The following is a 12,198-nucleotide window of genomic DNA, read 5'->3' as shown; positions in this document are numbered from 1 at the left end:
AAAACGCAACCAAGACCATGCTCTGCTGAGCCTCCGTCGACAAGGCAATTTCTGTGCCGACCGCGAACCCTTCAACGAGATTTCATCCAAAGCACTGAACCTACGGCACACCAATTGCGTTCCGTCTCCCTCGCCCCTCCCTTGGCCATCACCCATATTGTTCTTCAGGTTGAGGTGGTCCCAGAAAAGTCACAAAAACGGGTGGCGACCGTTTCCTTTCAACTCCAAGAAAACCCATGCGTGCTCTCATCTTTGTCGTCGCTATCGTCCTGCTGATGGCGGTCGTTGGTTGGTTGCGATTCACTTCGGACGATGGCGATCCAACCGTGCGTGTCGACACGGACAAAGTTCGTCAGGACACATCCTCGTTGGTCGAAACCTCACGGGAAGCCGCCGATGGAGCTGCCAAAGCAATCGATCGGGCTGCCGAAAACATCGACGCCAGCATCGATCGCGACGCGGTGGAGACCAACCCGTAGTCCGAGCTTTTTCGGAGCAGACTGCATCGATGAGGTTTCGAACTGGCTGGCGATCTCGCGTTGTGACACGCATTTGGATTGTGCTTGGCGCTTTGTCTCACTGACACTGCGAGAAGTCTGCGGGATGACAACGGATGAAATCGCCCGAGCGTTTCTGGTGGCCCCGTCCACTCTGGCTCAACGGATCGTCCGCGGCAAAGCCAAGACTCGTCTTGCTCAGGGGATCTTCGCCGCGACCGAGATTGCTTGATCAATGTCCGCGACGTGAATCAAGAATTAGCGGCCGAGTTGTTCCACGGTTCCCCGCAACGAACCGTCAACGAACGCGTTCCGACTCATTCAATCAACCGCCCGCTAGCAACGAGTGTGTTTGCCACTCATGAATTCGATCCACTGACCGTTTTCGTCTTGCAGATCACCCACATGCCTCCCAACGATCGGCAGGACATTTTTCCGTGGGTAGTCGAATTGGATCCATCCGGCATTTTTGCAGTCATGGTCGAAATTCCATTCGCCGAGAACTTGCTCGAGCCATTGGTGCTCGGATTGTGGTTTGGCAAACAGAAACAGACTCAATCTTGAAAGAGGGGACAAGCAAAGGCAATCATTCAGACGATTGCAACGCGGGTTCGGTGCGTCACGTTCACCCGTTCATGGATTTTTGAACGCGGGCATAAATTTTCAAATGCAGGACTCTGCGCCATAGGACGGCTCATCCAACATAGCGTGATCTTTGATCTTCCACGCTTCGTTGATCATCGGATTGGGGCAGCGACGCACCCAATCGATCGTTTCGCTCAGCGAACGGTCCGTCAGTCACCGTCCGTTCCGCTCCCTGAAAGTGAACGCGAACCCCTTGGCTGGTTGGCTTCAAGCCTTCACCGGCTTTCATGATCCCGGCCTCGACCGACTTCTCGTTGAAGTTCCCCATCTCGGTCAGCAGTTTTTCGTTGGGCATTTTGCCCGTTCTGAACTTTCTGACGCCTTCACATGGCAGTCCGGCATGCGTGGTCTATCCGAGAAGCTGGTATCCGACCAAGCCAAACGTGGCCACAGCGATGCAAACGGCGACTCCCGCCAGCAAACCATCGCGGGCCAGGATCGACAACGCGAACGCAAAGATGGCTCCTCCGGCTAAGTTGGCGCTGAACGGGATGAATTCCAAAACAGGTGTGCTCATCGCCACCAAAATCGCCGCCACCGACAGCGTGCTGATCGTCGCGTGATTCATCATCCAAGTCCATCGCTGAGCCGTCATGCTGTCAATCCAAGCGGCAGGTTTCCGCAACCAGTCCAACATTTTCTGAACTTTGCTTTGACCGATCTCCCAACGTTCCATCCAACTCGGGATCCAAACATGGTCCGAATTGGCCAGCATTTGGCCGCACAAGGTGACCACCAGCAAACCCAACAACACCGGGACGCCCGGAATATCAGCAGGACCGGGCACCACCATGATCGCGCCCACGATCAGCAGCAACGACGCGAACGATTTTCGTCCAACAGCGTCCATCACCTGGCCAAACTTCACTCGTTCGTTGTTCTCGGCGACTTCATCGATTTGATGGATGATCTGTTCGATGGGGGCGTTGTGATCGGTACTCATCTCCAATCCTTTGAAAGCAATCGAAATGTGAAAGGGCATTTGAAAACATCCACACCGTGCAAACGGTGAACCAAGATTCCTTTTGCTATGCACACGCTTTCTGCCCCTTTCGAGTTGGGCAAGATCGCGATGCCGATTGATCACGATGCGGTCCTCCTGAGCATCTGATTGGCACGCGGATCGCTGGTGCTGCTTGTCGAAACCTGGTCGCGAAATGATCAGGGTCGAAACTCTTTCACCAAGGAGACCTCCCATGCCAGTTTCGAAAGACGCGCCCCAAGTGGGCGACATGTATCGATGCGTGAACTGCCAAATGGAAATTCACGTGACCAAGGGTTGTGACTGCGAGGGTTGCGAACCTGAATTCCGTTGCTGCGGCAAACCTCTGGAAAAAGTCACGGAACCGCCGGCCAACAGCTAAGCTAGAATGATTGGGTTGAATCCCGTGAGCCATTTGGGCGTTCGGCCCGGTTGAGTGCGGGAACCGTGGCTAACGCCAGGCGGCTCACAAACCCGATGACACCTGCGTGCCTGTTGAAAGCCGCCGCTCGCGTCTTCCCAGAAGTCAGCAGGCGGATGCGGCTGACAAAAAATCCAACAAACGTCACGAAGTTGGCGGCCAGGAAGGATCGCGAACATTCATGTGATCCGTTTGGGCGTTCGCCCGGGTTCTGTGAAGGAACCCTTGAGAACGCCAAGCAACCCGCTTTCATGCGTGAATCTCGATCGTCTTCTTCTCGCCCGCCGATCTGTCTATGGACAAGTGCAACGGTGGTAGTTTTAATCATTCGACACCGACGTGTTCGACAATGCGTCTCAGGCACCTGTCTTCCCCAGCCTTCAGAAATAGAGAAACAACACCATGAGCATCTTTCATTCGCTTCGCTTTCCAATGGGGATCGCCCTCGCACTGTGCGTTGCACTTGTTGGCCCCAACGCTTCCGCTGAAGACAACGCGAAAGGCGACGAGTCGGCCAAGTGGACGACTTTGTTCGACGGTGAATCGCTGGAAGGTTGGGAGAAAGTTGGGCGAGACGACAGCAAGTGGGAAGTGGTCGATGGTGTGATCAAAGGCACCGGCGGTGTTTCGATGTTGGTCAACACCTCGGGCCCGTACAAGAATTTCCGCTACCGCGCGGAAGTCAAAATCAACGACGGTGGCAACTCGGGCGTTTACTTCCGCACGACACGCAAACCCGGATTCATGGACGGCTATGAAGCCCAGGTCGACAGCACCCACACCGACCCGATCCGCACCGGTTCGCTGTACGGTTTCTGCCACGTTTACCCCGAACTGGTCAAACCCGACACCTGGTTCACCTACGAGATCGAAGTCAAAGACGACAACTGGCGCGGTCGCGACATGACTCGCATCAAGATCACGGTCGATGGGAACGAGCTGTACGAATACATGGATTTCGAAAAGACCTACGGTCCCGGCCACTTCGCATTCCAGCAGCACGACCCAGGCAGCATCGTGCACATCCGAAAATCGGAAGTCATGCCACTGGACGACTAATCGTTCAACCACGCTGGCTCGCCATAACGATTTTTAGAAACAGCGTTGGCCATTCGCAGTGAATTCAGGCTGGACTCTGTGGGGGACCACCGAGCTACAGGTTCGGACGCTCGACAACCTGCAAGCACGTGAGCGGGAGTCATTGGGCTTGATCACGTAGCGGCGTCTCTTCGAGACGCTGTCATTTGCGAGTCTCAGAGAGACTCGCCTACGTGAGGTTCTGCCCGATCATTCCTACCGACCTGCTTAGAACGGCGGTCCCCGCCGTGAACCGCTGTCGTTGATTCGAAAGCCGGCAAGCGGGAGCCGATGATGACTTGAACCGCTGAGCGTTCGACTGTGCCAACCAATCTTTGCGATCGGCAGTCTGAGAGCAGATGCAACATTTCTTCCTGAACAGCACCGAAAACACAACCTGTCATCCCTCTCGCCGAAGGAGGTCATGGAGTTTTCCGGTGACACGTTTGGTTGCCGAATCAAATCCGTTTACCTGTTTCCTTGGTATCTCCTCCGGCCTTCATCGATCCTCGAGATGATCAAGCGGTCGGTTGGCGACCTTGGGATCGGATGCGAGACTCCATCCGGGTCGCGTTCGGCGAACCATTTGACCCAGAGCACTTGAGTTTGAACGGGTGAGCTCGATTGGTTCACTGCCTCACGAAGCTCATCGGATCCAAGCTGCGTCTTCGCAAGCAGTGCAGCACAATGCATGTCTTGCTGAATCTGGGTGTGTAAAAATCGAACATAGCGTTCGTCGGTTTGCTTACCTAGTTCTACCCTCAGCTCGTTGTCTCCCCAAATCCAAGAGCTGAGCTCATCCAACTGCTGTTCGGCGCTGCCACGCCAGAGATAGTACTGAGCTTCGTATTCAGAGATATCCACCGGCGGAGCTGGCGGAACTCGCTCGCAGCCTAGCAGAAAGCACACGAAGGCGATCGGGAAAAACAGATGTCTGTACCGAGGCATGGCAATTCAATCCGTTTGTGACAAAGACGAACGAGTTCAGTCGATTGCAGCGCAGAGCTTGAGTCGCGTGCCCCCCAGTTTAGAAGGCCGTCACCGCAGGCGGGGAAGACTTCTCGGATCCGTGAACAAAAAGAATCGCCGCGGGAAGAAGAACCGAAGTCGCGAACGCGTGCTCTCGATGGAGGCTCTGCAATCTCGCGAATAGATGGCGGCGAAGGTTTTGACTTGGACCTGGATGCTCTAAATGCGGTGCCACCGTTTGACTCAGGCAACCGGATCAGCCTGCATGTCGAACAGGAAGGACAAGCCGTCGATATCTTTGGCGCGGTCGAGGTCACCGAATCGGGAGTCGATGTGCATGTCGCAGGATCAATGAGCTCCTGGTCGGATGCGTTTGGCATCCATTAGCTTTCGCTGAACATTCGCCCCAAAGGGGCAGACCTATGAAAGCCCAGGGCAACGCCCTGGGTTACGGCGGGACCAAGATTGCAAAGCCCCAAAGGGGCGGTCCTAGTGTTCTTTGAGTGCTCTCCGTAAGGGCCAGCCCATTGGACGTGGGACAGAACCAATACCAACGCCGCATTGTCTGTGTGACCCGTCCAGTTTTCGCGGTCCAACCTTCGTCCCGGTTTTCCGACGGAAGCGTGAGGTTTTCAAAAACGGTTCCGATGCCGAAAGACTGCTGCCAACCTCCTCCGCATCCGACAAAACCAGGCGTGGGGCGATCGAAGCAGTCGCTCGCAAAGGAAAACGGAGCTCCGAGAAGCTAGAACAAGGGGCAATGCCGCCCCTTTCCGGGTGCGTTGGGCTCGCTGATCGAGTACGATGGACCGCGAACTTTTGGTCGTGACAGCGGTCACTCGCTTGCCCGAAAACCGGCGAGCAGAATGCATCCGGCAACTCCCCGGCCATTCCCGTTCTCGTCCCGTCCGTTTGGATCTTTTCCCAGAGAACTTCCTTGTTGCGTCTTGTACCCGCTGTTGTCGCCGCGTTGATATTCGGGTTCTGTGGATCCGCGATCGGTGATGATTCGAACGTTCAGTCCCTGCCTACCGAACGAGTCGATTGCAGCACGCTGACCGGCAAGGTGATGTGCGGCTACCAAGGCTGGTTCAACTGCGAGGGAGACGACGCCGGACTTGGTTGGCGACATTGGGGACGCAACTCGAGAAAACCACTTGGTCCAGGCAATGTCACGGTCGACCTTTGGCCGGACATGTCGGAGTACTCACCGGAAGAACGCTTTGCCACCAAGTTCCGGCATTCCGACGGCAGCGTCGCGGAAGTGTTCAGCAGCGCCAACGAACAATCCGTTCGCCGTCACTTTCAATGGATGCGTGAGTACGGAATCGATGGTGCCTTTGTCCAACGCTTCGCAACTTCGCTGAGATCTCCCGCCAGTCTCGCGAATCGAACCGCGATTTTGAATCACTGTCGTCGCGGCTCCGAAGAGAACGGGCGGGCCTTCGCGGTGATGTATGACTTGTCGGGGCTTCGAGAAGGAGAACTCGACGTCGTTCAACAAGACTGGACTCGTCTGGTCAACGAAGAAGCGATCACCAGCAGCGACGCTTACCTGCATCACAACGGCATGCCCCTCGTCGCGATTTGGGGTGTCGGGTTCGCCGAACGGCACCAGCCCGGTGCTTACACGCTGGATGATTGCAAAACGCTGATCGCCCAACTGAATCGAGCCGGTTGCAGCATCATGCTGGGGGTCCCGACCGGCTGGCGAGAACTCAACCGAGACTGCGTGACCGATCCGGCGGTTCGATCAATCTTTGAAATGGCGGATGTGATCAGCCCATGGACGCCCGGACGCTATCGCAATCCAGAGCAAGCCCAACGACACGGCGAGCAAACTTGGCAACCTGATCAACAAGAGTGCGGTGCCAACGGACAAGGTTACTTGCCCGTCGTCTTCCCCGGTTTCAGCTGGTTCAATCTTCGCAACGGAGAAGCACCCCTGGATGACATCCCGCGACTGAAAGGCCAATTCCTTTGGTCGCAAATCATCGCGGCGAAGAAGGCCGGGGCAGAGATGCTGTACGTCGCAATGTTTGACGAAGTCGATGAAGCCACCGCCATCTTCAAGTGCACCAACGATCCACCACAAGGACGCGACGCAAAATTCGTGACCTACGAAGGCTTGCCCAGCGATCACTATCTCAAGATCGTCGGCCGAGCGGCTCTGTTGTTACGCGGTGAAGTCGCATCCACCGAGACATTGCCTAGCGAGTGGCTGACGACTCAGGTCAGCACTGCCGGAACTGCCGAGGCCGGGAACGATCCCGTTCAACCACCCGCGTCGCAAGCGAACCAAGTCGTTTCAGACGATCTTTCCGCGATTCGCAAATTCGTTTCCGGTCAATGTCTCGATTGTCACACGGGAAGCGACGCCGAAGCAGGGTTGGATTTGCAGGCGTTTGATTTCGATGCCGATCAGTTCGCACAACCTGACTTCGCGACAGCCGAGTGGGAAAAGATCCTGCGACGAGTCAACACGCGTCAGATGCCGCCGCCCGATTACGGTCAACCCGATGAAGCGACCTACTCTCGAGTAACAGCCGCGTTGGTTTCTGTTCTCGACCATCACGCCCAGCAGTTCCCACGACCCGGCCGAGTGGGTGCGATGCGGCGGATGACTCGCGTGGAATATCAAAACGCGATCCGTGATTTGTTGGCGGTGACCATCGATGCATCGGACTACCTTCCCAAGGATGAGTCCAGTCACGGGTTTGACAACATCACCGTCGAGGAACTCTCGCCGACGCACCTGAACCGTTACGTGTCGGCCGCACAAAAGATCGCTCGCGTGGCCGTCGGAGGTTTGGGGAACGGTCCCGCGGGAGTGACGATTCGCCTACCAGCCGACCGTTCGCAAGAAAAGCATGTGGAAGGCTTGCCATTTGGAACCCGCGGCGGCGTTTTGTTCGATCAGCACTTCCCGCAAACGGGTGAGTACGAAATCGAATTGAAATTGACTCGCGACCGAGACGAACAAGTCGAGGGTTTGCACCGCGAACACGAAATTGACGTGCTGGTCGATCGTGCTCCAGTGCACCAGTTCAAGGTGTTTCCACCAAAGAAGACCGGCAAGTACGGCGGTCCCGACTACACGCATTCGGATTCCCATCTGAAACAGCGTTTGCACTTCGATGCCGGTCGGCATTCGATTGGCGTCACTTTCCCAAAGACTTTCTCGTCGCTGACAGAGGGCAAACGACAGCCATTCGATGCCAACTTCAATCGGCACCGGCATCCGCGATTGACGCCGGCGATCTATCAGGTGTCCATCGTGGGGCCGTTCGCTCCGGAAGGCCCCGGCAACACAACCAGTCGCCAAGCAATCTTCGGCGAGCACTGGTCGGGCGAAAACGCGAACCGGGACGACGCTCAAACGATCCTCACGCGTTTGGCTCGACGAGCGTACCGTCGCTCAGTCACTGACGACGAACTCGATTTGCTGATGAATTTCTTTGTTGACGGTTTCTCATCCGGCAACTTTGACGAGGGCATCGAGTCCGCTCTCACCGCGTTGCTCGTCAATCCAAATTTCCTGTTCCGGATTGAATCCGTTGATCCAAATGCCGTTGCGTCACCAGAAACAAATGTCGTTGCGGTCAATGACCATGAACTGGCGTCCCGATTGGGATCGTTCTTGTGGAGCAGTTTGCCCGACGAAGAATTGTTGGACCTCGCCGACGCCAAGCAATTGCGAAACGATGACGTGCTGGCCGGGCAAGTCGCACGAATGCTAGACGATCCGCGTGCAAATTCACTCGTCACAAACTTCGCCTCGCAGTGGTTGCAATTGCGCAACCTGGATTCGATCACGCCCGACCTGCGATTGTTCCCCGACTTCGACGACAACCTTCGCCAATCCTTTCAACGCGAAACTCAGTTGTTGTTTCAGGATGTTTTGACGAACGATCGAAGCGTCACGGATTTGATCGCCTCGCAAGACACCTTTTTGAACGAACGTTTGGCCACGCACTACGGGATCCGAGGCGTCACCGGCAGCCATTTCCGTCGCGTTAAAGTTTCGCCCGAGTCGCACCGGGGCGGCATCTTGCGGCACGGCAGCATTCTGATGGTCACCTCGTACGCCACTCGAACGTCGCCGACCATTCGCGGCAACTGGGTGATGGAAAACATCTTTGGAACACCGGCTCCTCCACCACCGCCGAACGTCCCCAATTTGAAAGAGAAAGACACGCTCGCGGCGATGACGGTTCGAGAACGGCTGGCGATGCACCGAGCCAATCCGACTTGTGCGAGTTGCCATGACTTGATCGATCCGCTTGGCTTCGCTCTCGAAAACTTTGACGCGGTCGGACGTTGGCGACAATTTGAAGGCACGCTGGATGTCGATTCGTCGGGGCAACTCCCCGATGGCACTGAGTTGCAATCGATCGATGAACTGGAATCCGGCATCGTGGCTCGACCGGACATCTTTGCTCAAACCGTTGCTGAGAAACTGATGACCTACGCACTCGGACGAGCCGTCGAGCCATACGACGGACCGGCAATTCGCCGCATCGTTCGTGATGCCTCGCAGTCCAACTACACGCTGGCTTCTCTGATCAATGGCATCGTTCTGAGCGAGCCGTTTCGGTACCGAGAAACCTTGTCTGAATCGAACAACACGCAAACATCCCGATGATCCGTCACGCTGCCCACTTCTAAACTGGAAGCACGATGAAACGATCCCATCTCTCTCGCCGAACCTTGCTTCGCGGCACCGGTGCCTCCGTCGCATTGCCATTGCTGGACGCGATGATTCCGGCCATGACCGCATCCGCGGCGACCGCGGCCGCCCCGAGCCGGTTGAAACGAATTGGATACATCTACATTCCGATGGGTTACAACCCGGCTGAGTGGACACCCGATGGCGAAACGCTCGACGAATTGCCGTCCAGCTTGTCACCGTTGGAAGAGGTCAAGGATCACTTGACCGTGATTTCCAACACCGATTTGCAAAACGCTTACCCCGGTTCACACGCGACATCGAACTCAGCGTTTTTGAGTGCCGCTCGAGCCAAGCGAACCGAGAGCAGCGATTACTACAACGGCACGACGGTCGATCAAGTCGCGGCTCGAAAGATCGGTGCGACCACTCAGTTGCCTTCGTTGGAACTGTCGATGGACCTGTTGTCCACGGTCGGGCAGTGCGACAACGGTTACGCGTGTGTTTACCAGAACAGTTTGTCCTGGGCTTCTCCGACGCAGCCCTTGCCATCCGAAGCTCATCCGCGAATTGTGTTTGAAAGCTTGTTTGGGGAAGGCGGGACGCCGGAACAACGTCGAGCCGCGATGCAGAAACGAGCCAGCCTGCTGGATTCGATCAACTTGGAAATCAAGCGGATCAAGAATCGCGTGGGTGCCTCGGATCGCAACAAGATCGATGGTTATCTGGAAAGCATCCGCGAAGTCGAACGCCGGATTCAATTGGCGGAACAAAACAGCCATGAAAATCCGCTGCCCGACCTGGATCGTCCGGTTGGTGTCCCCACCGCTTACGCCGATCACGCGAAGCTGATGTTTGATCTGCAGTTGCTCGCCTTCCAAGGCGATATCACGCGCGTCGTTTCATTCCAGTTGGCTCGCGAAGCCAGCACGCGAACGTATCCCGAGATCGGTGTTCCTGATCCTCACCACCCCGTGACGCACCACGGTCGCGATCCGGAAAAACTGGCCAAGGTCGCCAAGATCAACCAGTTCCATGTTTCGCTGTTTGCGGACTTCTTGAAGCGGATGAATGAAGTCCCCGAAGGCGACGGGACATTGCTCGATCATTCGCTCTACATGTACGGCAGCGGCATGGGCGATCCGGACGCTCACGACCACAGCAATCTGCCAATCTTGGTGGCTGGTGGTGCTGCCGAAAACATGCGTGGCAATCGCCACCTTCGGTTCAAAGCCCCTGAGCCATTGTCGAACCTTCACCTGACGTTGCTCAACAAAGTCGGTGTGCCGTTGGAATCGTTCGCGGACAGCACCGGAACGGTCGACGACCTCTTTGATCCGGTGACACTGTGAAGTTGAGAATGTTCATGGCGGTTGTTGGCTCGCTACTGGCTTGTCTTTGCGTTGTCGCGGCTGAGCCATCCGATCGAAATTCGACCGATGAGCGTGGCGTCGCTCCATCGGCATCCGATCATGCGTGGGTTTCCGCGGCGGAACAGCAACGTTGGGATTTGGTTCGGGAATCGCTGGCTGGCGATCGGGTGAACGTTGACGCGTCTCAGCCCGACGGAATGACCGCTTTGCACTGGGCGGCCTACCACAATCATTCCCGCACGATCACGGCCTTGGTCACTGCCGGGGCGGAGGTGGATGCCGAAACGCTGTACCAGGTCACACCCCTGAGTTTGGCGTGCGAGTATGGCAATCTCAGAGCGGTCCGAGCCTTGTTGGACGCCGGCGCCGATGCGAACGCGGCCCGACGCGGCGGCGAATCGCCGTTGATGTTGGCTGCGCGACAAGGCAACGCGAACGTTGTCCGTTCGCTGATCAAAGCCGGCGCCGACATGGAAGACAAAGAAGCCCGCGGGCAAACCGCACTGATGTGGGCATCCGCGGCCGGCAACCTGGATGCCGTCGACTCCTTGATCGATGCGGGATGCAACGTTGACACGACACTGCAACAGTCCGGGCTGTCTGCGCTCATGTTCGCGGCTCGACACGGCCAATCGGCGGTGGTGATGCGTTTGCTCGATGCGGGGCTGGACGTCAACACGGTGGCGAAACCCAAACGCAGCGGCGGCCGAAACGCGCGGTCCGGAATGTCGGCGATGATGTTCGCGATTGAAAGCGGACACCTTCAGTTGGCTTGCGATTTGGTCCGTCGCGGTGCCGATCCAAACGACCAACGCAGCGGCTACGCTCCTTTGCACGCGATCACCTGGGTTCGCAAAACGGAATTGGGTGACAACCCGGAAGGCGACCCTGCACCGCGCATCACGGGATCCATTCACAGTTTGGACTTTGTCCGCCAAATGGTGGAAATGGGGGCCGACCTGAATCTGCAACTGAACACCGGTAAGTCACGCGGCCAACGCCTCAACCCCAAAGGCGCCACGCCGTTCTTCTTGGCCTCTCGCGGTGCTGACATTGAACTGATGACTCTGTTGCTGGAACTCGGATCCGACCCCACCATCCCCAATGACGACGGGACCACCGCGCTGATGGCAGCAGCAGGCGTTGGGGTGATCGCGGTTGGCGAAGAACCGGGCACGCCCGAAGAAGTGGACCGCGCGATTGAGATGTTGGTTGATCTAGGAATCGACCCCAACGTCGTGGATCGGAACCGAGAAACAGCCATGCACGGTGCCGCGTTGCGAACGTTTCCTACCGCGGTTCGAAAGCTGACCTTGGTCGGTGCAGATCCAGAAATTTGGAACCACAAGAACAAACGTGGTTGGACACCGCTGGATATCGCCGGTGGCAAACGTCCCGGCAGCGTCAAACCGTCACCGCCGACAATCGAAGCTTTGAAAGAAGCGATCGAAGGTTCTAGCTTCTAGCTTCTAGCTTTTAAGTCAGGATCATCGAGTTCTCGATTGTTAATCGATTGCTCGGCGTCACCCGCGATTGCGGTTTGGAACCGGGGCTAACGCCCAAAC

The 12,198-nt window shown here is 56.6% G+C and carries 11 protein-coding genes and 1 pseudogene; 9 read left to right on the top strand and 3 right to left on the bottom strand.

Translation table 11 applies throughout. The annotated features are described in order from the left end of the window. Window positions 1–236: 236 nt before the first annotated feature. The 3 genes and pseudogenes from PSR62_RS22340 to PSR62_RS22330 all read left to right on the top strand — a co-directional run bounded on the left by PSR62_RS22340 (window position 237) and on the right by PSR62_RS22330 (window position 1,061). Entirely contained in the window at window positions 237–479 is a 243-nt protein-coding gene (locus tag PSR62_RS22340) for a hypothetical protein (RefSeq protein WP_274405183.1), read from the top strand. A gap of 94 nt (window positions 480–573) precedes the next feature. Next, window positions 574–690, top strand: a pseudogene (locus PSR62_RS22335) (sigma factor-like helix-turn-helix DNA-binding protein); the annotation flags it as partial. A gap of 53 nt (window positions 691–743) precedes the next feature. Beyond that, the gene (locus PSR62_RS22330; RefSeq protein ID WP_274405182.1) at window positions 744–1,061 is read left to right on the top strand and encodes a hypothetical protein; all 318 of its coding nucleotides are present in this window, start codon (window positions 744–746) and stop codon (window positions 1,059–1,061) included. Window positions 1,062–1,191: 130 nt separating this feature from the next. On the opposite strand, the gene PSR62_RS22325 is transcribed toward PSR62_RS22330, so the two are convergent. Together PSR62_RS22325 and PSR62_RS22320 are read right to left on the bottom strand one after the other, a co-directional pair. Next, window positions 1,192–1,437, bottom strand: a complete 246-nt coding sequence (locus tag PSR62_RS22325; RefSeq protein ID WP_274405181.1) for a YciI family protein — start codon at window positions 1,435–1,437, stop codon at window positions 1,192–1,194. A gap of 54 nt (window positions 1,438–1,491) precedes the next feature. After that, window positions 1,492–2,085, bottom strand: coding sequence for an exopolysaccharide biosynthesis protein (locus PSR62_RS22320; protein ID WP_274405180.1), 594 nt, complete (start codon window positions 2,083–2,085; stop codon window positions 1,492–1,494). A 253-nt stretch (window positions 2,086–2,338) separates the two neighbouring features. On the opposite strand from PSR62_RS22320, the gene PSR62_RS22315 reads away from it, so the two are divergent. Further along, window positions 2,339–2,506 carry a hypothetical protein gene (locus PSR62_RS22315; RefSeq protein ID WP_160164410.1) on the top strand — a complete coding sequence of 56 codons (168 nt, stop codon included), beginning with the start codon at window positions 2,339–2,341 and terminating at the stop codon, window positions 2,504–2,506. Between the two features lie 441 nt (window positions 2,507–2,947). Continuing rightward, window positions 2,948–3,604, top strand: a complete 657-nt coding sequence (locus PSR62_RS22310) for a 3-keto-disaccharide hydrolase (protein ID WP_274405179.1) — start codon at window positions 2,948–2,950, stop codon at window positions 3,602–3,604. Between the two features lie 486 nt (window positions 3,605–4,090). On the opposite strand, the gene PSR62_RS22305 is transcribed toward PSR62_RS22310, so the two are convergent. Further along, window positions 4,091–4,570 (bottom strand): hypothetical protein, encoded by a 480-nt coding sequence (locus PSR62_RS22305; RefSeq protein WP_274405178.1) that lies wholly within the window; start codon window positions 4,568–4,570, stop codon window positions 4,091–4,093. A gap of 225 nt (window positions 4,571–4,795) precedes the next feature. Here PSR62_RS22305 and PSR62_RS22300 point away from each other — a divergent pair, with 225 nt between their 5' ends. The 4 genes from PSR62_RS22300 (at window position 4,796) to PSR62_RS22285 (ending at window position 12,099) form a co-directional block, all read left to right on the top strand. Beyond that, a complete protein-coding gene (locus PSR62_RS22300) occupies window positions 4,796–4,978 on the top strand; it encodes a hypothetical protein (protein ID WP_274405177.1) in 183 nt (60 codons plus the stop codon). A gap of 553 nt (window positions 4,979–5,531) precedes the next feature. Further along, a complete protein-coding gene (locus tag PSR62_RS22295; RefSeq protein WP_274405176.1) occupies window positions 5,532–9,236 on the top strand; it encodes a DUF1592 domain-containing protein in 3,705 nt (1,234 codons plus the stop codon). 35 nt (window positions 9,237–9,271) lie between these two features. Then, on the top strand, window positions 9,272–10,612 hold the full coding sequence (locus PSR62_RS22290) for a DUF1552 domain-containing protein (protein WP_274405175.1): 1,341 nt from the start codon (window positions 9,272–9,274) through the stop codon (window positions 10,610–10,612). An 8-nt stretch (window positions 10,613–10,620) separates the two neighbouring features. Beyond that, window positions 10,621–12,099, top strand: coding sequence for an ankyrin repeat domain-containing protein (locus tag PSR62_RS22285; protein WP_274405174.1), 1,479 nt, complete (start codon window positions 10,621–10,623; stop codon window positions 12,097–12,099). Window positions 12,100–12,198: the final 99 nt, after the last annotated feature.

It is taken from the genome of Rhodopirellula sp. P2 (assembly GCF_028768465.1).
GTDB lineage: Bacteria > Planctomycetota > Planctomycetia > Pirellulales > Pirellulaceae > Rhodopirellula.
Note: the sequence above shows the minus strand (reverse complement) of the source record. Positions and strands in the feature narration are given on the sequence as shown.

Coding starts and splice junctions, on each gene's coding strand:
- PSR62_RS22340 (WP_274405183.1), top strand. CDS start 237: ATGCGTGCTCTCATCTTTGTCGTCGCTATCGTCCTGCTGATGGCGGTC.
- PSR62_RS22325 (WP_274405181.1), bottom strand. CDS start 1,437: ATGCCCAACGAAAAACTGCTGACCGAGATGGGGAACTTCAACGAGAAG.
- PSR62_RS22320 (WP_274405180.1), bottom strand. CDS start 2,085: ATGAGTACCGATCACAACGCCCCCATCGAACAGATCATCCATCAAATC.
- PSR62_RS22315 (WP_160164410.1), top strand. CDS start 2,339: ATGCCAGTTTCGAAAGACGCGCCCCAAGTGGGCGACATGTATCGATGC.
- PSR62_RS22310 (WP_274405179.1), top strand. CDS start 2,948: ATGAGCATCTTTCATTCGCTTCGCTTTCCAATGGGGATCGCCCTCGCA.
- PSR62_RS22305 (WP_274405178.1), bottom strand. CDS start 4,570: ATGCCTCGGTACAGACATCTGTTTTTCCCGATCGCCTTCGTGTGCTTT.
- PSR62_RS22290 (WP_274405175.1), top strand. CDS start 9,272: ATGAAACGATCCCATCTCTCTCGCCGAACCTTGCTTCGCGGCACCGGT.
- PSR62_RS22285 (WP_274405174.1), top strand. CDS start 10,621: ATGTTCATGGCGGTTGTTGGCTCGCTACTGGCTTGTCTTTGCGTTGTC.